Source organism: Azospirillum canadense, from assembly GCF_025961225.1.
Lineage (GTDB): Bacteria > Pseudomonadota > Alphaproteobacteria > Azospirillales > Azospirillaceae > Azospirillum > Azospirillum canadense.
In genome coordinates, this window is sequence record NZ_JAOQNG010000003.1 from 259,633 (window position 1) to 280,187 (window position 20,555).

Below are 20,555 nucleotides of genomic sequence, written 5' to 3' on the forward strand. Positions count from 1 at the left end.
ATAGGGGCCTCATCGCAGAACTTGTTCAGGATCGTTCGCTAAGCGGCGGGCCCAGGAGAGCAAGCGGCTGGCCGCGGCGGGATGGACGCCGAAGCGCCGGGAAACCTCGGCGGCGGACTTCTTCCCCGACGCCACCATCCCAACGATCTCGCGGCATTGGGCGGTCGTGAGTTTCAGGCGTCGGCCGTCGCGCCGCCCCTGATTTTTGGCAGCTTCCAATCCCGATCAGCCTGTAGGCGGTGTCGTTACCTCCCTCCGGGCCGATGATTCGCCGATCGCCGCAAGCCCCTTCGGCCGGGAGCGCTTGGCGCGCTCGCGGCCGAGACGACAAGGGTGCGATGCTCAGGCCGCGCGTGCTTCGCGCGGGCGACGGTCGCGGTGCGGGCAGGTGGCCGGCCGCATCATCGAGAGATCGAACGGGCCCGGCTCGTCCCAACGACCCTCGGGGCGGATGACCACCATTGGGTCGGCGTCAACGCCGATCGCCTGCGGGTGCGGCTCCAGGTGGCCAACCATCAGCACGTAGGTGTGATCGGCGTAGACGATCTCCTCACCGGTCGCCTGGTAACCGTGACGCTTCCAGAACGGGTAGAGGCGCTTCTGCGCGTGCCCAACCATCTGCCGGTAGCCCTTGCGGCGGATGAGCTCGACCGCGAAGCCCGCCAGCGCGTCGGCGATGTGCCGCGCGCCGGCCTTGCCGCCGGTGCGGAACTCGGAGCGCACGCTCAGACGCTCGATCTTGGCGAAATTCGCGAACCAGCGGATCCGCAGGGCGCCAGCCGGTTCACCCGCGACTTTGCACAGAACGTGCGTGCACGAAAATTCGTTGTCGAACTCTTCGCCCCAAGGGGACTCCTGCTCGCCGAGAAAGCTCAAGGCGCGCATGGTGAGAGCCTGAATAAATTCGTCGTGAGTTCGTACAATATCCACAACAACAGGACCGGGCTGAAAAGCTTGAGCGGGCGCAGCCACAGACGTCTCGAACACTTCGTCAGTATCACGCGTGGTCTTCTGGATGACAGACATGATCGGTTCTCCTTCGCTGTGCCTGTTTTTTGTGCCGCGCCCGGCGTCGAATGCCATACTACGGTATGGCATTGCTGCGGTGTGCGAAATACTTGATTTTGGAAAACAATCTACTTAAAACTGGAAAGATGCTCCTGTCCGGCCAACTCTCCGCGTCAGCATCGCCCCTCGACCGCCATTGGGATTTGATGCGGGTCTTTCTCGCCGTGGCTCGGGAAGGTGCACTGCTGCGCGGCGCCAAGGCCCTGGATGAGCCTCTGTCGTCGGTTCACCGTCAGATCGGTGCGCTGGAATCGGCGCTCAGCGCCCAGCTGTTCACCCGCTCGTCCACCGGCCTGAAGCCCACGCCCGCCGGACACTCGCTCTTGAACACCGCGGAGACGATGGACGATGCCGCCGCGACCGCCCTTCAGACCGTGACGGCGCTTCGCGGCGCCGGCCGTCAGCCCCAGACGCCAGCCCCCACGCTCAACGGGCAGTGGGACGGGTTGCGCATCTTCCTGGCTTATGCCCGCACCGGCACGTTCGTCCGGGCCGCCGCCGAGGCCGGAATGAGCTTTGAGACGGCCCGGCGTCACCTCTACAGCCTTGAGCACGCGCTTGGCTTGGCGCTCAGCACACGGTCGCGCGGCGCCATCCACTTGACTCCGGCCGGGGACGCTCTGCACACCGCCGCTCTCGTCATGGAAGCGGCGGTTGCCGACGCCAACCGGAGCCTCGCCGGGCTCAACCAGCGGCCCGAAGGCCTGGTGCGCATCGCCACGACGGATGGCCTGGGCGCGTTCTGGGTCACGCCGCGCCTGGAGCGCCTGTACGAGCGGTTCCCCGGCCTTGGCGTGCAGCTGCAATACCGCCCACACCAGCCCGACCTGGCCAACGGCGAAGCCGATCTCTGGATCGGCTACAGCGAGCCGCAGGCCAAGGCGCTCATCCGCATGCCGCTCGGGCGGATCGACTTCCGCCCGGTGGCCTCACGCAGCTATCTGGCCCGGCACGGCACGCCGTGGAGTTGGGACGAGCTGGCGAGCGACCACTGGCTGCTCACCCACAGCTATTACACCGAACACAGCGATGACCCCGACTTCGCGCGCTGGGGCCGCATCTGCCGAGGCTCACCCCGCGTGCGTTTGGAGACCGATCTGTCGATGTCGTTGCTGGCGGCTACGGTGGCGGGCCATGGCATTTCTCTCCAGCCCAGCGGGGTCCTCGATCAGCACGACACGCTCGCCCTGGTCGACCTGCCCTGCGCCGCCACCGCACCCTTCTGGCTCGTCTACCACGAGCATCTGCGGCACATCGCCCGGTACCGCGCCGTTATCGAGGAAACCATAGCGATCATGACTCAGGCCGGGCTTCGTTGAGCGGACGCCAGCTTGCGGGAGTGCCGGGATTCGCGTACGGCGCCGATGACGAGTGTCGCCATACAGAGAACATCGGCCGCCAGGCCGTACGGGCTGCCGGTGATCACGTCGTGGCAGATCCACGCCACGCCGGAACCGAGAAAGCCCAACCGCAAGCCGAGCGCGGTGCCGTGCCAGCGGCCGGCGGTGGACAGAAGCAACCCAACCGCGGCGCACAGTGATGACCAGCCGTGCCATGTCACGCCCACCAAGGTGAGCATGGCGGGCACGGTGGCAGCGAACACCACGGTCCGCCAGCCCGATCGGCCGGCCGGCAATACGGCCAATCCCTGCACCAGCGATAGAGCGGTCATCGCGGCGCCGGTGTGCGCTCTCAACAGCAGGTAATGCACACCGAACGCGAGGGCGCTGACCGCTTGGCCGAGCAGCATCGCCCGTCGCCCCTTCAACAACGGCCACAGCGCGACCAAAGCAAAGGCGACCGCGCCGACGGTGTCCGCCGGCGACATAGAGGCAAAACGATCAGTTAACACGTGTGCCTGTCGCTTGATGGGGGATAAGCGCCTCGAGCGCGCATCCCGCAACGTAATCTTCGCTCGCCGCCCACGGCGCGGTGCTTCCCCAGGCCTCCCGCACCCGCGCCGCGAAATCACACAGATCGACGCGCGACACCGTCGCAATCATTTTGACCCGGCCATCGGTGAGCACCGGAGCCAAGGCATCCTGCATCCGGAGAACCAGCCCATCGAAATGGTTTTGCGGCGGGTTGCCCAGGTGCCACAGCACCGCCCGGATCCGAGCGTCCGCGTTCATATTGGGCATCTCGGCTGCCGAACGCCAATAGCGCAAAATGAACTCGCGCAGGGCGAAGGTAGGGCCATAGACACCGGCGGCCCGTACCAGGATCCGGCGAGCAAGATGGCTTGGCGAGGCCTTGATTGTGGCGCTGATGCGCTCGAAATCTTCCCACAGCTCCTGCTCCATACGGACCGAAACCTCGTTGCCGAGGACGCGCAGCTTGCGCGGCTTCGGCGTGATCCGCGGGATGCTGATGGAGATTCCCAGATAATTGGACCGCTCGGTGGACCGCTCCGAAAAGGGCTTCACATCCGGTGACGAGGGTCGAACCATGTACGGTTGGATGATGGTCATCTTCGGCTGCCCTTCTGGTCTGGAAGTCTCGGCGCGTTCATGTCGGACACAATCAAGCGACGCCATGCCACCGTATGGCATCGCTCGCCGGGCGGGAATTCCTCAAAAACGGAAATCTCCGACGCGGATTTGGAAAGGCACGACGACCGGGTGCGGCGCTTGGCGGCACCCAACGGACCCTTCATTCCGCCGCCATAGAGGGGTTGGCCTGAGGCCGAAGGCGCGCTTGCATGGCGGTGCCCAGCCGCCTCCTGAGACTGGCCGCCACCTCCGGCGCCAGGGCACTCGCCACCGCCAAGGCGGCATCATGGCGGTCTTCCTTCGGCGTGCCTCCGAGCCGCACCAAGGCGGCGGCGTTGTCGATCTCGCTCTGGATCGCGTCGAGCAGTTTGCCGCGCACACGCTGCACGGATCCTCGACATTGCAGGCCATCACTCCCTTCGGAAAAATCCCGCAACGCGGCAGCAGCGCGAACCGCCCGATCAGCATCAAGAGCGCTTCCCGCCCTGTGCAGCGGGCCGGATGCCAGCGCCCCCAGCAAAGGGATGAGCACCTCCCTGACCCGCGGCTCTATCCGGAACCGGATGGCGTCCAGGCGCCGTTGCATGTCCCCCTGGGGCTTCAGGAAGCCGGCGCCTTCTATTCCGCGAATGTTCCTGGACAGGTCAACCGTCGCCTCCGCGGTCGAGAACAGCGCCTGCATCGCGCTCTGCTCGTCGGCCCGGGCAATGTTCAGCTGGCGCTCGATGTGGGCCGCTCGGTTTTCGAGGCTTCCAATCAGATCCTCGACCAGAGCGGCCATGTCAGCGGTGGTGCGTGTGTCGTTTGGACGCGGGTCTCTCAGCTCCATGCGGGTGCGGCGTCGGATGACGTCGACCAGCAGCCAGGGATGCGGCGCCGAACGCCCGAGCAGCACGAAGAACGCGGCTGCCGGCGACCGCGCCAGATCCGCCGCGGGCGTTTCCCCTTTCAGTTTGGTGACGGCTTGGCCGATTTCGAACAGAGCATGGTCCAGCTCCGGCGCTTCGCGCCAATGCCGCCGTTCGAGGGCCAGCGTGACCCACCCCACCGTGTTGGCAATGGAGCGCCCCGCTCGGTCTCGGGTGGCGTAGGCACTCCGGAGCCGGGTCAGCAGATCGGCCAGCCGCTCAGCATGGTCGTTGTTCCGCCCCCACGCGACGCCGCGCATCACGTCGGCGTTCGTCGCGAGGAAAGCGCCGTCCTGCGCCATGTCGGCGAGCAAGGCACTCATGGCCGCTTGCGCCTGCATGGCGATTTGGGAAACCGCTGCCGGCTCTGGGCAGCCCTCCGAGGCCAGGACAAGGTTGGCGTAGCGATCGGCCAGTTCCGCAAGGCGACCCGGCTCCCGGCGACGCGCCAACACCCACACCGGCCGCAGCCACGTTCGCGGCACCGACCACGGGCGCACATCGTCCGCGCTGTGGAACAGGGGTTCGACTGGCATCAGCGCCAGACGCGACAGCGTGTGCAGCCGTGGCTGGCCCTCGTCGACCAGCAGCGGTTGCAGCGCCGCAAGCATGATGTCCAAATTCGTGTCGGCCAGCCACTCAGGCTCCCACGCCAGTATGCGCTGGATTTCAATGTCTCTCACCACCCGTTCAATCGTGCGCGTGTCTTGGTCCGACAGCAGAGAGACGGCTTGCTCGATGGGCGACGGCGACGGCAGCGCGCAGCCATTCGTACCGCGCGCGGTCGATGGCGCATCGACCGGTCGAGCGCGATCCGCACCCAGCTTCGCGGTCAAGGCCGAGAACAGCCGCTTCGGCATCTCGCCGTCCTTTCCTTCCGAGGCCGTTCAGCGGGTCCGACCGTAGGTGACACCGACGCGCCGAACCGGCCCGTTGCCGCCCACCTTCAGATCCAGCCGCTCGCCCTCTTTCATGCGCAGCGCTTCTTCGATGCGAACGATTTCCGGCTCCGGCGCCTTCGTCGGCCGACGCTGGTCAGACCCAACGTCCTGCCGCTTCAGGGCGGATGCCTCGATCACAAGCTCCACAACGGCGTGTCCCGCGGCTTGGGGTGTCAGCCGGACCCCAATGGCACTGCCGGCGCAAACCGGAACCATCACCACCCCGTCCTTACCGTCCACGGATACGTCACGTTTCTGGATGGCCTGCGACGTCACCGTCATCCCTGGAAGGGCCACAAATGGCACTTGTTCGACCACACGATTGGCAGCGTCGATCAGCAGCACCTCAACCACGAACCCCGCCGTCCGGTCGGACGCCATATCCTTGATCGCGGTCCCGGCCGGACCATCGCAAAGCTGTGCCAGCGACACGTCCAAAGGGGGTTGGCTCGCGGCCGGAGTACCGTGGAGAGCGCCGATCAGAATGAGCGCAAAGACGGGAAACGGGCGCGGCATGGCTGAACTCCAGCAGCAAATCCTGACCCATCGGCCTAGCAGCATCAGCCGCTTGGTTTCGATAGAGAAAGACACCGGTTTTCGGCGTCTTTCGAAGGCGCGGCGATGTGGTCCGTCCCGCTCTACTCTCGCCCAGCAATTTCCAGCGGGAGACGATCCGTGAAACGCCTTGTGCTCATGCTACCCATTGCCCTCGCCCTCAGCGCCGCGGCCCCGGCTTTCGCCGCGGACGAGACCGTGGTGGACACGCTGCTGAACCGCATCGAGCGGTTGACGGAGCGGAACGCGCATCTCACCAGCGAGAACGAGCGCCTGTCGCGCGCCGTGGCCGATGCTGGCACGTCTCCCATCGCCAAAGCCCTCGTCTCCGCACAAAAGCTTTCCGCTGATGACGCGGCGGCCCAGGCCGGCGTGACGGGCGCCCGCGTGGTCCCGTCGCCTCAGGCGCCTCCTGTCACGCCGTCGGCCGCCCCGCTCGACCAGGGGCAGTTCGATGCCCGGATGCGTCAGTGGGTGGCGGACAATGCCGGCTTCATCTTCGACAGTGTGAACAAGCACCTCGCCGAGAAGCAGCAGGCCTCCCAACCGAAGACGGCCGATTTCGCCGCCCGGGCCGACGACATCTTCCGCAAGGGCGCCCTGAAAGCGGGGGCCCCCGACACCGCGGCCAAGGTTCGGCTGGTGGTTTTCGCCGACTACAACTGCCGCTATTGCAAGCAGATGGACCCGGTGGTCGAGGAGCTGATGCAGGCGAACCCCGATCTTCAGGTCGTCTACCGCGATCTGCCGATCCTCGCCCCCACGTCGCGTCTCGCCGCCCAAGCCGCCCGCGCCGCCGACCGGCAGGGCAAATTCCTCGCGTTCCACCGGGAGCTCTACAAGCTTCCGCAAATCGACGAGAAAGCCATCCAGGACCTGGCCGCCACGCTCGGACTCGATTTGGAGCGGCTGAAGCAGGACATGACCTCGCCTGAGATCGCCAGCCAAGTCACCAACGACTTCAATCTCGGCCAGAGCCTACGGATCAACGGGACGCCGTTCCTTTATGTCGAGGGAGCAGACCGCACGTTCCCCGGTGCTGTTCCGGCGGCCGATCTCCAGCAGGCCATCGCTCAGGTGCGCAGCAAGGGGTGACGCATGGCGCTTGGTCGTACGCTCGCCGCCGGCATCATGCTGGCGGCGGCTGCGGGCTCCGCCAGCGCGACGCCCCGGCAGAATTCGTGGAAGAGCACCGAGGCGGCGACCCAGCGCGCAGCGGTCGACACGGGCGATCTGACGTTGATCCTGCGGGTCCTGGCGAGCAGCGTCAGCACCACCGAATTTACCGTCGCCATGTCGCCCCTGACAGCGGAGGTTCGCACCCGGTACCAGGGCGACGAATGCCTCTTTTACGAAGAAGTGACCAACACGCCGTTTGCTTCCAACCCCAACTTCGCTCCCGTCGCAGGCGAGATCGTGAAAGCGACCCTGCCCGCCAAGTTCTACAACAACAAGGTCGTGGGCAAACTCGCCAGTTACATCGCATACATGGCGGCAACGGGCGATCCCCCTGCGTGTGTGTGCGAGCCGATGCCGGTTCAGGAGGTGATCGACCTCTGCCGGCGCCAATACTACCCGGCCGCTTCAGAGGACCGGGCGCGCTATGACAGGGCGTTGCGGTCCCCTTGAACGGGGACCAGCTCGCCCTCACCGCAGCGCGTATCCTCCATTGTCCCACCGGGGCGCGGGCGGCGAAGCGACCGTTTCGCCCAGCAAGCCAGCGAACGGGTTGAGCACGTCGATGGCCTCGCCGACTTGGCCCGAAGCCCAGTGCAGCGCCACCGCGGTGGTGCCGGGCTTGCTGTGCTCGAAATACATGCCGATGCCGATCCCGATTATCATCATGATCACGGGCGATCGCACGAGTTGGAGGAAGAACGCGAAGAGAAACGTTCTTATAATCATGTTGAGCATGGGGACCTCTCTCGCTTTGTGCCTGGCATCCTACCGGGACGCCAAAGCGCCGCGCGCCGGAGAAAGGCATCGCTTTCCCGCGCCTTTCACAGGCGCGGAGCGCACTGGCCGATGCCCAAAATTGGCAACGCTGCCTAAGCTGGTCTTTGCACGTTGTGAGCGCTTGAGATCAGGCGTTGATCCAGAAGAAGCCCTCCGTCGCGATGAAGTCGAGCGCCTGGTCGAGCGGCATGATGACGGGCCCGAAGTCGCCGGGAGCGGCCCAGGCATCGCGACGCCACCAGAGCACCTGAACCGTATCGTCGCGTCCGGTCGGGCGTAGGCGAGCCACCGGCCCGCCGGTTCGGCGGCTGTAGAGCGTGTAGCCGCGATTGGCGCGCACCACCTCGACCCCGCCGTGCGGAAAGGCGAAGGCCGCGATGCACTCGCGCAGCGCGTCGCTTTTGGCGGCCGTCGTGATCTCCTCCCCCGGCACGGGTCGCCGTGGCGCCATCCCTCGGAGCGCCTTCATGGTCAACACGGTCCCGCGCCCTTTGGTCCAGTGGCTTTGGCCCTTCATCGGCTGCTTTTCCGCCGCGAACTGGCACCACGTCCAGGTGCTGGTCGCCGGGGCTGTGCTGTGCCCCGGCCGGCGCACCGTCGCGGGCGCGCTGCGCGTCATGGGCCTGGAGCAGGCCGCCGGCTTCGCCATCTATCACCGTGTCCTGAGCACCGCCCGCTGGTCGGCCCGGCGCGTCGCACGCGTGCTGCTGCACCTCCTCGTCAGCGCTCTGGTGCCGCACGGGCCGGTGGTCATCGCCCTCGACGACACCATCGAGCGTCGCTGGGGCAAACGGATCGCCATGCGCGGTATTTACCGCGATCCGGTGCGCTCCAGCCACGGCCACTTCGTCAAGGTCAGCGGCCTGCGCTGGCTGTGTGTCATGCTGCTCGCCCCCGTGCCCTGGGCCGGCGCCGTCTGGGCCCTGCCGTTCCTGAGCGTGCTGGCGCCTTCCGAACGCGCCACGCAGAGCCAGGGCCGGCGGCACAAGCCGCTGACCGATTGGGCACGGCAGGCGCTGCTGCAGACCGCGCGCTGGCTGCCCGGCCGGACCGTGATCGCGGTGGCCGACAGCAGCTTTTCGGCCATCGAGCTGTTGCGCGCCGTCGCCGCGCACCTCACCGTGATCACCCGCTTGCGCCTGGATGCCGGGCTGTACGAGCCGGCCCCGGCGCGCACCGCGCGGACCCTGGGGCGACCGCGGGTGAAGGGGGCGCGGCTGCCCACGCTGAACGAGCGGCTGGTTGATCCAGCGACCGTGTGGCAGCGGGTGACGCTGCGTGGCTGGTACGGCCAGAGCGAACGGCGGCTCGACCTCGCCTCGGGCACGGCTATCTGGCGCCACCCCGGCCGTCAGGTGGCGATCCGCTGGGTGCTGGTGCGCGATGGCGAGGGTGAGAAACCGCCGCAGGCGTTTCTGAGCACCGATCCCGCCGCCGACCCGCTGGCGATCCTCGGCTGGTTCGTCCAAAGGTGGCGCGTCGAGATCGACCAGCCATGATGCCTCTCAAGTGTCACGGATTTGACGAGGGGAGCGGCCGGAAGGCCGCGAGCATTCACGGAGCTTTTTCAAACGGTCGAGTTCGGCGTCATCGACCTTGAGCAGCCATATCCGATAACTGGAAACGGTGCTCAACCGTCCTTGGACTTTTCCTTGCCGGACCCAGGCGAACAGCGTTTGATGGGGCATGCCCAGGCGCTCGGCCAGTTCCAGGATGGTCATCTCGTTCTCCTGACGCTCGATATGGTCGGCGGGAGCCAGCTGGCGGCGAGCGACCAGACCTTGTCGGCGCAGCAGATCACTGACCATTCCACGCGTGCAGCCGGGGCGGTGGCGAGCCGAGCGCCAGCCTTCCTCATTCAGCTTGGCTGCGATGACGCGTTGAATACAGCCGGCTCGGCGCAGTTCCGCGACCCGAGTCAGCAGCGCGTCATAGTCGCTGAGTTGGTTCAGACGGGCCAGGGGCCGGCGGATCTCGGTTCGCGTCCGGGAGCCGCCGGCCCAATGGCACTCGACAGTGACATGGGGTAATCGCGGACGCGTGGGGCTTCCAACCAAAGCGGTGAGTTCTGCGTTACCCGCTTCAAGGAAAGGCACTGCAAGGAGAGCCGCCATGGAGCAGTTTGTCGGGTTGGACGTGTCGCTGAACGAGACCTCGGTGTGCGTTGTGACGGAAGCCGGCAAGGCGGTGTGGAAGGGGAAATGCGCCTCGACCCCGGAGGCCATTGCGGAAACGCTGCGCCGCCACGCCCCTCAGGCGGTTCGCATTGGTCTGGAGAGCGGCCCTCTGTCGACCTGGCATTGGCACGCTCTGCGCGACCTGGGCCTGCCGGTGGTTTGCCTCGATGCTCGGCAAGTCAAGGCGGCGTTATCGTTGCAGATCAACAAAACCGATGCCAACGACGCCCATGGCTTGGCCCAGGTCGTCCGCACCGGCTGGTTTCGCGCAGTCGAGGTCAAGAGCCTGGACAGCCATCTCGCGCGCGCCCAGTTGATGGCCCGCACCCAGCTGGTGGCCATGCGCCGGGACGTCGTCAACCAGATGCGCGGCATCCTGAAGACCTTCGGCCTGATCCTGGGCAAGGTCGGCGGGGCGGCGCTGCCCGCACGGGTTCGGGAGTTGACCACCGGTCAGGCCGGTGTGGCGGTCGTCACCGAGGCGCTGCTGGCCGTCTGGCAACGCCTCACCGAGCAGATCGAGGTGCTTGACCGGACGGTTCTGCGCCAGGCGCGGGACAACCTGGTCTGTCGGCGCTTGATGACCATCCCAGGGATCGGGCCGATCACCGCGCTGAGCTTCACCACGGTGATCGATGATCCCGCGCGGTTCGCCAAGTCTTCAAGCGTGGGCGCCTACTTGGGCCTGACCCCGCGGCAGTACCAGTCGGGCGAAGTGGACTGGGCGGGGCGGATCTCGAAGGCCGGCGACAAGCTGACGCGCGGTTATCTGTTCGAAGCCGCGGGAACCCTGCTGACCCGGGTGGAGAAATGGTGCGCTCTCAAGGCCTGGGGCGTTCGCCTGGCCAAACGCATCGGCCTGAAGAAGGCCAAGGTCGCGGTGGCTAGGAAACTGGCGGTGCTGATGCATCGGCTTTGGGTGGACGGCAGCGAGTTTCGCTGGGCGGGCCAGGAGGTGGCCGCCTGAACCACGTTTGAACGCGAGGTCGAAAGGGTTCCGCCCGCCGCGGAGCGAGGTCCCTGCCGGGACGAAGCGGCAGCCATCCCGTCTATGTGGATGCAAGATCGCTGGGGCATCCCGCCCGCGATCACTGCGTCAGTGACATTGGGAGGCTGCGCTCCTCACGCCATCATGCGGCGGCACCTGCCGACCGCGGAGACAACCATGGATCCGGCAGTGGTCTTGGTCCTCGGAACGGACTGCGACATCAACGAGCCTCGTCGTCTGGAACGGTCGCCCAGGTGGGTCCACAGGCCCGCCCCGTCATTGATGGAGGTGCGAGGCGGGCCTGTGGACTACCTGGACGACCTGGCACAGTGAAATGAAAACCCACATTGGGAAAGTGCTTGATCCTTGGCCCGCGATTAGACAACCACTTCGGTCGTACCGGCGACGGTCACCACAATGCGCTCCAGCACCAGGCGCACCAATTCCTGGCGCTCCACTACGGTCGTCGTTGGGGCCCGCCAGAGGGCGGGAATATCCGCGGCCAAGCGCCGGATGGCGTCCTGCTCGGCGGCGGTCAGGCGCCGTGGGGCACGGCGCTGGAAGCTCTCATAGTCCGCCGTCAGACGCTGTTCGGTTGCCAACGCCTCTTCCCATTGCCGCTCCAGCGTCCGGGCGACCAAGCGGTTCTCCGGTTCCACCGCGGCATACATCCGGGACGCCCGATCGGCCTCGTAATGGGCCCGCTCCAGGCGCAGGCGCCACTGGCGGTGCTGGTCCGCTCGTTCCAGTTCCAAATCCTCCGCCAGCTGAAGGCTGGTGTCCAAAGCCGCCGGGGTGAGCGCTCGCAAGACCAGCTCGGTGACGTGCGCATCGAGCGCGTCCCCCGCCAGCGCTTGGCAGATTGGTACCCCGTAGCAAGCGCTCTCCGCACCGCACACGTAGCGGAGGCCGCGCCCGTTGTGGTTGTGGTGGGTGAACATGCGATGGCCACAGCGCCCGCAGGCGAGCAGCCCGGACAGCAGTCCCGGCCCATGGCGGGGAATGCCCCGATGGTCGCTGCGATTGGCCGCCATTTGCTCCAGGTTCGCCATGTAGCGCTCCCAGCTGATGTAAGCCGGCAGGCGGTCGCGCAGAACAATGACCCCGTTCTCCAGGTCATGACCACGCGGCGGATCGTGCCCCGAGGCGTGGTGTCTGAGGGGGCCTCTGTGCTCTTCGGCGGGTTGAGGCCGCCGGTCTACTCCGCTGCGATGGACAGCGGATCAGGGGTGTGAGGGTGGCACAGCTCGGCCAGGCTTTCCATGGTCATGTAGCGCCGGGCCACCGCCCATTCATCATGCTGCTCCAGCAGCAAGGCGCCGACGAGGCGCACAACCGCCCCTTCGCCAGGGAAGATGCCGACGACGTTGGTGCGCCGCTTGATCTCGCCATTCAGCCGCTCCAGAGGATTCGTGCTGTGCAATTTGGTGCGCAGGTCCTTGGGGTACTTCATGTAGGCCAGCACGTCGAACTCCGCCTCGTCCATCAGCGCCGCCAGCTTGGAAAAGCGCGGCCGCAGGCTGTCGGCCACCCGGCGCCACTGCTCATGCGCCGCCTCAGCGGTCTCCTGGGCAAAGGCGGTGCGAATGGTGGCCACGACCATCGTCTGGTGCGCCTTGCCGACGCAGGCGAGGAGATTCCTCATGCAATGAACACGACAGCGTTGAAGTGTGGCGCCCAGCACCTTGGAAGCGGCGGCCTTCAGCCCGAGATGCGCATCGGCGATCACCAGCTTTACGCCGCGTAGGCCCCGGCGGGTGAGGGTGCGCAGGAAATCGGTCCAGAAGGTCTCGGCTTCCGACAGCCCGAGGCCGAGCCCCAGCACCTCGCGCCGGCCATCGCTGTTGACGCCGATGGCCAGTATGGCGGCGAGCGAGACGATGCGGCCGTCCTGGCGCACTTTCACGTAGGTCGCATCCAGCCACACAAAGGGCCAGTCGCCTTCCAGCGGCCGGTTCAGGAACGCCTGCACGCGCTCGTCGATGTCCTGGCACAGGCGGCTGACCTGGCTCTTGGAGATGCCGGTCATGCCCATCGCCTTGACCAGATCATCGACGTTGCGCGTCGAGATGCCCTGCACGTAGGCCTCCTGAATCACCGCGATTAGCGCCTTCTCCGCGGTGCGGCGCGGCTCCAGGAAGGCCGGGAAGTAGGAGCCGCGCCGCAGCTTGGGGATGCGCAGGTCGATGGCCCCGGCGCGCGTCTCCCAGGTCCGCTCCCGGTAGCCGTTGCGCTTGGTCTGGCGGTCCTCGCTGCGTTCGCCATACCCGGCGCCGCACAGGCTCTCCACCTCCAGCTCCATCAGGCGCTGGGCGGCGAAGCCGACCATCTCGCGCAGAAAGTCGGCATCGGCGCTCTTCCCAATCAGCTCCTGAAGAGCGATCCTGTCCTCGGTCATCGTGGTCTCCGTCTTGGTTGATGGTCGTTAAGCAACCTCAACTTAGCCGAAGAACACGGTGACCGCCGCTCCCGAACGGCCGGCCCGCCTGCGCCAGCTATGGGGGAGCGCTCCGGCGGGCCAGCCTCACGCCTCAGACACCACGCGGTGGGACGCGATCGCGATCACCGACCGGCTCACCCAGGAGGGGCTGAGCAGCGCCACCGGCAAACCCCTCACCGGGGCCATGATTCAGTGGATCCGCTACGTGCACCGAATCCCGCTGCCGCCACCGCCGCCCGACACGCTGACGGTCAAGGAGGTCAGCCGGCGCTACGGCGTCAGTGCCGGCGTCGTGTACTACTGGATCGAGCATGGGCTCGTGCCGGCGCATCGCCGCAGGCCGGGCTGCCCCTATGCCATCACCCTGGACGCCACCACCGACGCCGCCTTGCGCCAACGGGCCGCCACCGTCAAGCGGCCGGCGTCCACCAACTCCCCAAATCCATCCTGATGGAGGTGCATTATGTCGTCACTATTGGAATGCCCAAGGGCCGCCTGCGCCCGTCCGCCTTCGGAATGTAGACCCGGCGGACCGGTTGCGGGCGATAGCCCTTGAGGCTCAGATCGTTGCTCAACCTCATCCGACTCTCCGGCGTCCTGCACACCACGCCGTCGATGCCGGGAGTTTTGTGGCCGGCGTTCTGCTGGGTGACCCGGCGGACCGCCAACCGTTTCGCGGATGTCGAGCGGACCAGGAGCTTCTGCAGGTTCTTCACCTGCCGTCCCTTCCCGGCCGCCGCGGCACGGTAGATCCGTTCTTGAAGGCGCTTCACGACCGCTTCCGTCGCGGTCCAATCGATGGCGGACCACGTCGGTGTCGGTTGTCGTTCACCGGTCTGTTCGGTTTGCACCATCCAACGTCTCCGGCAATTCCAAGCACCCCAAGGGGTTCGACCGTTGAGACCATGGCGGAAGTCTGCGCCCTTTCAGGCTGGGGATTCCCTCGTCACCGAGGCCCTATCCATCCCATTACTGGATGGCCTTCGCTTTCTCCGCCTTTCCTCTACCCTCTCCACCGTTTCCTCCCTTGCGGACGGCATACCATCAGCTCGCGGCGGACGGGGTGAATAGGGCTTACCCTGTTGTCTGATGTGGAGAAGCGGATGGGGAGGCTGCGCCCTATAGTCCGGCGGGGTTTCCTGCCACCGTCGTCGGGGCTGGCAACCGACGATCCGACCCGCGTACCGTTTTGGCGTCGGCCTGTCAGCACCTTTGGCCGGTTGCCGATGACGGACCTTGACGACGGGCGTTCACATGCGTTCAGCCTTCCATCCTCTGCTGGGCCGCCTCCGGATCGGTGCTCCCAGATTGTGGCCGTTGTCCCCAGAGCTTCACACGTTGGATCGCTCCTTCGCCTGTCCAGGTAGCAGCACTTGGGTGGACAAGGTTCCTTCATAGGACACTCCAACATCAAACCTTGCGGGCTGTCGGGAAGGTGTGTTTCCCGACACCCCTCAGGTCACACGCCAGCGGTCGGCGATCTGGAAGGCTTTGGGGGCGCCGCGGGCCGCGCCGTCGGCGTAGGCCCCGGCCCGGTCGCGCACCACGACGGACACGCTGGGGTGAGCGGTCAGCCACGCCGCCAGCGTGTCGGCGGCGCGGTCCGGCAGCAGGTCGATGACCCGCCGGCGTTCGAGGTCGCACAGGATCGTGCCGTACCGCTGGCCCTTGCGCCAGGCCCAGTCGTCCACCCCGAGCACCGTCACCGCCGGGACCGGCCTCGCGGCGCCGGCGCGGATGCGGCGCAGCAGCGTCGTGCGGCTGATCGGCACGCCCATAGCGGCGGCGTGGCGGGCTCCGGGATTGCCGCCAAGGGCCAAGCCGATGCTCCGGTGCACGACCCGCAACCGTTCCGTCTGGCGCGCGCGGGGCGGGGCGACCGCCGGCAGCGGTTCGCTGAAGGTCCGCTGGGGACAGGCGGGCGCGCCGCACCGGAAGCGGCGGACCCGAACGAGGAGAAACACCGGCCGTCCGAAGCACGCCAGATCGCCGAGGCGCCGCCAGTAGGTGCCGTGGACCCGATGGGACAGCGTGCCGCAGGCCGGACAAGATGCCGCGGACGCGGTCGTCTGGGTGCGCAGCGTGATGCGCGGAAGGTCGGGATCGATCCGGTCGAGGATCTGCAAGGTGGACGGGAAACCGAAAGCGTGAAGCGACGGGGTCAATAGTGGTTCCATACTGGAGAAAACATTGGCTTCTCTATGGCCACTCTCCGCGCAACCACGACGCTACACGCTGAAGGTTGAAGGCATTGTCGCATTCAACCGGCGCTTGGCCACATGAAACTTTCAAGAACCCGGATTTCGATAGCACAGTCAGGCAGATCGAGAGGAACATCGTCGGCGTCCTCGGTGATAACCTGGAACTCCGCGTCGATCGTCCGCGTGGTGTCGGGGGCCGGCAGCGTCGGTCCCGATCCCGGCCGGGCGCCACGGGCGTGCTCCAGCCGCGCCCGCCGGCTGCGGCCGCGGGCCTCGTCGACCAGCTTGCGCCGCGCCAGCACCATCTCGAAGATCATCGCCTCGTCGACGCCGGCTCGTCCCTGCCGGCGCAGCGCGCGGGTGGCCGCCTTCAGCTCCCACTTGGAAATGGCCGAACGGCGCAGGTTTCGGTAGGGCACCTCCAGATAGTCCCCCGACACGCCCCGGACGAAGACCTTGGACAGGTTGGCCGGATCGTAGTGGACCGTCACCCACGCGTTGTTGTGAAGGAAGGGCGTCAGCGCGTCGTGCCAGTAGAGGACGTTGAAGAGGTGGATGCCGTCCTGCTGGACCTTCCGTTCCTCGAACGGCAGGAAGTCGCGGTGGAACGTCCGCAGGTCGGCCGGGGTGCGGAAGGTCCGCCCCTCCGTGTCGGCGGTCCATTTGGCGAGCGGTGCCGTGCCGATGCCTTCGTGGAAGCTGGCGTGATGCTCCAGGATGATGCTGGCCACCAGCCACTCGATCTCGGCGATGGTGAGGCAGGCGTTGCCGGCCGGATCGTAGATGCCCCGCTCCTTGATGTTGGAGAAGGTAGTGCCTGGCAGCAGGTGGAGTTCCTGCATGAGGTGGCCGATCCGCCGTTCGACATGTCCGCCCATGTGCGGCGTTCCCGGTGGCCGGTACCGCACCTCAATGCCGTAATCCTCGCAGGCCCGGGTGAACGCCTTGGAGTGGAACTCCTTGCCGTTGTCGACGTGGATGACCTCGCATAGGCCCGCAACCGGCCATTTGGCCGGAAGGCCGCGCGCCGACAGCCACTCGCTCTTGTCCATCACCGCGTGGGCGACGCAGGCCGCCACGCTGGATGCGCTCGGGGGATCGAAGGTCAGGTGGAAACCGCAGTACATCCGGGTTCGGACATCGACCGCCAAGGTGATGAACGGGCGCCCGATGACCTCCAGCGTGTCCGGCTCCACTCCCATCACGTCGGTCGGGGTGTGGTCGATCTGGACGATCTCCAGGGCGCGCTCGGCCTCCAGCGATCCGAGGATCGGGTCGAAGTCCTCGCGCGCCTTCTTGGGGCCGTGGCGACGCTTGGTCTGCTCACGCTTGCTGATGGCCGCCAGTCGCGCCTTGACGGTCTCGCGCGCTGGTTTGCTCAGCCCTTCCGCCGTGCAACGGGCGTGAATGTCCTTCACCAGCAGGGATTTCTTCGGTTTGAGCCGGTCCAGGTAACGGCTCTGGATCTCTTCCTCGATGATCGTTTCGACGCGGAGAGCGAGCCGGCGGGCGCCGGCCTGTGGACCGGGCGTTTTCGGCACCAGTGACCGGGTTCGCGGATCGGCTTCGTAGGCTTTGAGCAGCCGATAGAGATGGTGGGGACTGAGCCCCAGTTCGGCCGCTGCTGCGGCCATCACTTCGCTGCGGGCACCGTAGGCGGGGGGCTCCAGGACCAGCCGCCGGATCACGCGTTCACGCTCTCGGGCGATCTCCCAGACCTCGTCCGGCACGCCCGTCAGCGGTTGGTCCCCGCGTGGATGGCTCTGCACTTTTCACCCGATCCACTCTCGGCTTTTCACCAGAATAGCTCTGCTTTTCGCACGAACCGCTCTGAGGAAAGGGCTTAACCACCGCAGAATTCCTCACTCACTTTTCGCATCAACGACTCTACGGCGACACACACATCAAACTGTACAAACGCCGTTGCTGTAGCTACGAAAACCACTTGCCCGTCCGTGTTTTTGTAGCTACAATTACGCCCAATGAATACCTGGGACGAAAACAAGCGTGCCGCCAACCTCGCCAAGCATGGCGTGGATTTCGCGACCGCCAACGGGTTCGACTGGGACACCGCACTGACCGCCGCGGATGATCGCTGCGATTATGGAGAGGACCGCTTCATCTCCATCGGCTACATCGGCCCCCGCCTGCATGTGATGGTGTGGACGCCACGCGGCGACGATACGCGCATCATCGGATTGAGGAAAGCCAATGACCGAGAAGACCGCCGCTTCCACGCCGCCCAAACCTGACCACATCCGCCAGGAGGATTGGGACGCTGTGGATGTGCCGGAATTGACCGACGCGTGGTTCGCCAAGGCCCGGCGGGGTGGCCGACCGAAGGCCACCGCGCCCAAGGAATTGACAACGCTCCGCCTTGATCCCGATGTGTTGGCGCATTTCCGGGCGACCGGGCCGGGCTGGCAGACCCGGATCAACGAAGCCCTGCGCAAGGCCGCCGGCCTCCAGCCATGACCGCTCTCCGCGTCAAGGACGGTGGGCTCCCTGTACGGCTTGGAGGCCGCGCGGGTTGCCGCCCAGTGATCAACGCTGCTCCAGGCGTTGGGCACGTCGGTCGACTGGCTGGTCCTCTATGGGCGTCACGACACCGTACGGGGCGGAGGAACTTGCGAGGACACCCATGGCGCTGATCGGCTACGCGCGTGTGTCCACCGAGGATCAGGCCACCTTCAGTCAGCTCGACGAGCTGAAGGCCGCCGGCTGCGCGGTGATTTACGAGGAGAAGGCGTCGGGCGGCAGCCGGGCGCGGCCGGAACTGGCCAAGGCCATCGCCCAGGTGAAGCGCGGCGACATCCTGGTGGTGGCGCGCATCGACCGGTTGGCCCGTTCGCTCTCCCACCTGCTCGATGTGATCGAAGGGCTGGAGGCGGTTGGCGCCCATTTCAAATCGCTGCGCGACCCGATCGACACCTCCACGCCGCAGGGCAAGTTCGCCTTGCAGGTGTTGGGGGCGGCGGCGGAGCTGGAGCGTGCCCTAATCCGCGAGCGAACCAAGGCCGACTTGAACGCCGCCAAGGCGCGCGGGCGGGTGGGCGGCAATCCCGGCCTCAAGCGCTGCGATCCCGACGCTATCGCCGAGTTGTCCGCCATCCGCGACCGGTAGTATGTGGCCGACCTCTTGGCGACCATGGAGGCGTGGCTTCCGAAAGTGCGCGCCCTGCGCCCGGGGCACTCCTGGGGGAAGGTGGCCAAAACCCTTGGCCGGCTTGGCTCGCCCGACCGGCCCTGGACGGCGGACCGGCTGTCGCGCGCGGTCCACCGGCTCGTCGCGGAAGGCTTGGCCGAACCGGAACTCATCGCACCGGCGCCGCGCAAGCCGCCCAAGGACGACCTCCTGCTGGTCATTGCCGGCATCAAGGGGGCCGACCCGACCATCAGCCTGCGCGCCATCGCCGCGCGGCTGGAGGAGATGCGCATCCGCACGCCGCGCCGTGGCACGACCTGGTCGGCGTCTTCGGTCAAAGCGTTGCTCGACCGCGCCGAGCGCTTCGGACTGATCTCCCCGGTGGCCGAGGGAAAGCGGGCTCGTCGCCAGGCGCCTGACGCGCCAGGCACTCCAGGATCTTGATCCGGACCTTGGCCTGGAGCCGGCGCGAGGCTTACCAATCCGGACCGCAAAGAATGTCTTCGGCCATCCGCCGGTCGACGGAGGCCGAGCGCAAATCAAGGCCGGGAACCCCGGTTTTGACGAACGGCACGGATGCGCAGCCGATCGGCTTTGTCGCACAAATCCGGTTACGGCCAGTCTACGCCCCTTTCTCCCAAACTTCAGGCGAGCTTGCGGGATGCGGGCATCCCGAGGCTCGTCATGCGGTTGATGACGGCGCAGGCGATGCGGGCCTCGACTTTCTGCGCGGACAGAGTTCGGGCCTGGAGCCTGTGTCCGATCAAAGTTTTGTACCGGAAGAAGGCCGTTTCGCCGAGCGCGCGTTTTCCATAGCCGGTGGCTGTCTGCCAACCCAGGCGGCCCTTCTCGGCAAGCAGCTGGATGTGCTTGTCGCGCTGCATGGGGGCGGTCGTGGCGGTGTCGCTCAGCACCGCCGTGCAGCGCGGTGGAATGATCACCGTGGCGTCGGCGTGGCGTTCGGCGATGGTCTGATACACCGGCTCGCCGTCATAAGCGCCATCAGCCAGCACGGCTCGGACCGGGCCAGCGATTTGATCGAGCAAGGGCCCGACCTGGGACGCGTCGCCGTCCTCGGTCGTGGTCAGTTCGGCGGCGAGGACGTTACCGCTCTCCGGATCGACGGCCAGGTGCAACCGACGCCAGCTGCGGCGCGGTTTGCCACCGTGCTTCTCATGACACCACTCGCCGGCGCCAAACACCTTCAGCCCGGAGGAGTCGATGACGACATCGACCGGCCCAGTCGGCGTCTTCAGTGCGGTAGTCAGCGGTAACCGGGCGCTGCGGCGGGCCAGCGTGGTGTCGTCGGGGACCGGCACGTCGAGCCCGAGCAACTGGACGATGGAGCGCAACAGGCCCTTGGTCTGGCGCCACGGCCGCCCCATCGCCAGGCGCAGCATGATCCCCGTCTCGATGGCGAGGTCCGAGTATGCCAGCGGCCAGCCCCGCCGCCCGGTCTGGGCCGGCGTCCACGTGGCCAGGGCCTCGGGGGTGACCCACACCGTCAAACTGCCACGCTGCCGCAAAGCCCGGTTGTACTCCCGCCAGTTCCCGACTTTGTACTTGGCCTTCGGGATCTTGTGGCGACGCGGTTCGTTGTGCTTGTACGGCATGCGGGCTCTCGGCTTCAGCGCTCGCCTCTATACCCCAATCGCCCCTCAGGCCAACAGAGCGGTCCCTGACC

Annotated in this window: 23 protein-coding genes and 1 pseudogene; 10 read left to right on the plus strand and 14 right to left on the minus strand. The window is 66.6% G+C overall.

Translation table 11 applies throughout. The annotated features are described in order from the left end of the window. Nucleotides 1–342: 342 nt before the first annotated feature. Nucleotides 343–1,026 (minus strand): GNAT family N-acetyltransferase, encoded by a 684-nt coding sequence (locus M2351_RS19280; protein WP_264657715.1) that lies wholly within the window; start codon nt 1,024–1,026, stop codon nt 343–345. A gap of 65 nt (nt 1,027–1,091) precedes the next feature. Between M2351_RS19280 and M2351_RS19285 the strand changes: the two genes are divergently transcribed. Continuing rightward, entirely contained in the window at nt 1,092–2,387 is a 1,296-nt protein-coding gene (locus tag M2351_RS19285; RefSeq protein WP_264657716.1) for a LysR substrate-binding domain-containing protein, read from the plus strand. Here the strand turns inward: M2351_RS19285 and M2351_RS19290 are convergent. From M2351_RS19290 to M2351_RS19305, 4 genes are all read right to left on the minus strand, one after another. Beyond that, nucleotides 2,369–2,896, minus strand: coding sequence for a YgjV family protein (locus tag M2351_RS19290; RefSeq protein WP_264657717.1), 528 nt, complete (start codon nt 2,894–2,896; stop codon nt 2,369–2,371). The genes M2351_RS19285 and M2351_RS19290 overlap by 19 nt on opposite strands. A gap of 13 nt (nt 2,897–2,909) precedes the next feature. Further along, nucleotides 2,910–3,539 (minus strand): hypothetical protein, encoded by a 630-nt coding sequence (locus tag M2351_RS19295; protein WP_264657718.1) that lies wholly within the window; start codon nt 3,537–3,539, stop codon nt 2,910–2,912. Nucleotides 3,540–3,720: 181 nt separating this feature from the next. Continuing rightward, entirely contained in the window at nt 3,721–5,328 is a 1,608-nt protein-coding gene (locus tag M2351_RS19300) for a hypothetical protein (RefSeq protein WP_264657719.1), read from the minus strand. Nucleotides 5,329–5,355: 27 nt separating this feature from the next. Then, complete coding sequence (locus tag M2351_RS19305) at nt 5,356–5,925, minus strand: hypothetical protein (RefSeq protein WP_264657720.1); 570 nt, start codon at nt 5,923–5,925, stop codon at nt 5,356–5,358. A 159-nt stretch (nt 5,926–6,084) separates the two neighbouring features. On the opposite strand from M2351_RS19305, the gene M2351_RS19310 reads away from it, so the two are divergent. Further along, nucleotides 6,085–7,059 carry a DsbA family protein gene (locus tag M2351_RS19310; protein ID WP_264657721.1) on the plus strand — a complete coding sequence of 325 codons (975 nt, stop codon included), beginning with the start codon at nt 6,085–6,087 and terminating at the stop codon, nt 7,057–7,059. A gap of 3 nt (nt 7,060–7,062) precedes the next feature. Continuing rightward, complete coding sequence (locus M2351_RS19315; protein WP_264657722.1) at nt 7,063–7,593, plus strand: hypothetical protein; 531 nt, start codon at nt 7,063–7,065, stop codon at nt 7,591–7,593. An 18-nt stretch (nt 7,594–7,611) separates the two neighbouring features. On the opposite strand, the gene M2351_RS19320 is transcribed toward M2351_RS19315, so the two are convergent. Then, nucleotides 7,612–7,878: a hypothetical protein gene (locus M2351_RS19320; protein WP_264657723.1), complete on the minus strand. Its 267-nt coding sequence runs from the start codon at nt 7,876–7,878 to the stop codon at nt 7,612–7,614. A 169-nt stretch (nt 7,879–8,047) separates the two neighbouring features. Then, nucleotides 8,048–8,389 (minus strand): hypothetical protein, encoded by a 342-nt coding sequence (locus M2351_RS19325; protein WP_264657724.1) that lies wholly within the window; start codon nt 8,387–8,389, stop codon nt 8,048–8,050. Between M2351_RS19325 and M2351_RS19330 the strand changes: the two genes are divergently transcribed. Next, nucleotides 8,388–9,419, plus strand: coding sequence for an IS701 family transposase (locus tag M2351_RS19330; RefSeq protein WP_264657725.1), 1,032 nt, complete (start codon nt 8,388–8,390; stop codon nt 9,417–9,419). The two genes, M2351_RS19325 and M2351_RS19330, sit on opposite strands and share 2 nt — an antisense overlap. Nucleotides 9,420–9,425: 6 nt before the next feature. Here M2351_RS19330 and M2351_RS19335 read toward each other — a convergent pair whose 3' ends face one another. Further along, the gene (locus M2351_RS19335; protein ID WP_264657726.1) at nt 9,426–10,034 is read right to left on the minus strand and encodes a transposase; all 609 of its coding nucleotides are present in this window, start codon (nt 10,032–10,034) and stop codon (nt 9,426–9,428) included. Between M2351_RS19335 and M2351_RS19340 the strand changes: the two genes are divergently transcribed. Continuing rightward, nucleotides 10,033–11,064, plus strand: coding sequence for an IS110 family RNA-guided transposase (locus tag M2351_RS19340; RefSeq protein ID WP_264657727.1), 1,032 nt, complete (start codon nt 10,033–10,035; stop codon nt 11,062–11,064). The genes M2351_RS19335 and M2351_RS19340 overlap by 2 nt on opposite strands. Nucleotides 11,065–11,462: 398 nt before the next feature. Here M2351_RS19340 and M2351_RS19345 read toward each other — a convergent pair whose 3' ends face one another. Both M2351_RS19345 and M2351_RS19350 read right to left on the minus strand, forming a co-directional pair. After that, on the minus strand, nt 11,463–12,137 hold the full coding sequence (locus M2351_RS19345) for a zinc ribbon domain-containing protein (protein ID WP_264657728.1): 675 nt from the start codon (nt 12,135–12,137) through the stop codon (nt 11,463–11,465). A 146-nt stretch (nt 12,138–12,283) separates the two neighbouring features. Next, entirely contained in the window at nt 12,284–13,483 is a 1,200-nt protein-coding gene (locus M2351_RS19350) for an IS256 family transposase (RefSeq protein WP_264657729.1), read from the minus strand. Between the two features lie 247 nt (nt 13,484–13,730). Here M2351_RS19350 and M2351_RS19355 point away from each other — a divergent pair, with 247 nt between their 5' ends. Beyond that, nucleotides 13,731–13,976: a MerR family transcriptional regulator gene (locus M2351_RS19355; RefSeq protein WP_264657730.1), complete on the plus strand. Its 246-nt coding sequence runs from the start codon at nt 13,731–13,733 to the stop codon at nt 13,974–13,976. Nucleotides 13,977–13,986: 10 nt separating this feature from the next. Here M2351_RS19355 and M2351_RS19360 read toward each other — a convergent pair whose 3' ends face one another. From M2351_RS19360 to M2351_RS19370, 3 genes and pseudogenes are all read right to left on the minus strand, one after another. After that, on the minus strand, nt 13,987–14,379 hold the full coding sequence (locus M2351_RS19360; RefSeq protein WP_264657731.1) for a reverse transcriptase N-terminal domain-containing protein: 393 nt from the start codon (nt 14,377–14,379) through the stop codon (nt 13,987–13,989). 606 nt (nt 14,380–14,985) lie between these two features. Continuing rightward, nucleotides 14,986–15,702, minus strand: a pseudogene (locus tag M2351_RS19365) (ISL3 family transposase); the annotation flags it as partial. A gap of 83 nt (nt 15,703–15,785) precedes the next feature. After that, nucleotides 15,786–17,495 carry a Mu transposase C-terminal domain-containing protein gene (locus tag M2351_RS19370; protein ID WP_264657732.1) on the minus strand — a complete coding sequence of 570 codons (1,710 nt, stop codon included), beginning with the start codon at nt 17,493–17,495 and terminating at the stop codon, nt 15,786–15,788. Between the two features lie 213 nt (nt 17,496–17,708). Here M2351_RS19370 and M2351_RS19375 point away from each other — a divergent pair, with 213 nt between their 5' ends. The 4 genes from M2351_RS19375 to M2351_RS44955 all read left to right on the plus strand — a co-directional run bounded on the left by M2351_RS19375 (nt 17,709) and on the right by M2351_RS44955 (nt 19,315). Beyond that, nucleotides 17,709–17,978: a BrnT family toxin gene (locus M2351_RS19375; protein WP_264657733.1), complete on the plus strand. Its 270-nt coding sequence runs from the start codon at nt 17,709–17,711 to the stop codon at nt 17,976–17,978. Then, on the plus strand, nt 17,938–18,201 hold the full coding sequence (locus M2351_RS19380) for a BrnA antitoxin family protein (protein ID WP_264657734.1): 264 nt from the start codon (nt 17,938–17,940) through the stop codon (nt 18,199–18,201). Before M2351_RS19375 ends, M2351_RS19380 begins: the two co-directional genes overlap by 41 nt. A 166-nt stretch (nt 18,202–18,367) precedes the next feature. Further along, complete coding sequence (locus tag M2351_RS44950) at nt 18,368–18,850, plus strand: recombinase family protein (protein WP_319801900.1); 483 nt, start codon at nt 18,368–18,370, stop codon at nt 18,848–18,850. Nucleotides 18,851–18,853: 3 nt separating this feature from the next. Further along, on the plus strand, nt 18,854–19,315 hold the full coding sequence (locus tag M2351_RS44955) for a hypothetical protein (RefSeq protein WP_319801901.1): 462 nt from the start codon (nt 18,854–18,856) through the stop codon (nt 19,313–19,315). A 200-nt stretch (nt 19,316–19,515) separates the two neighbouring features. Here the strand turns inward: M2351_RS44955 and M2351_RS19390 are convergent, their stop codons facing one another. Then, nucleotides 19,516–20,484, minus strand: coding sequence for an IS5 family transposase (locus tag M2351_RS19390; RefSeq protein WP_264657735.1), 969 nt, complete (start codon nt 20,482–20,484; stop codon nt 19,516–19,518). Nucleotides 20,485–20,555 lie beyond the last annotated feature (71 nt).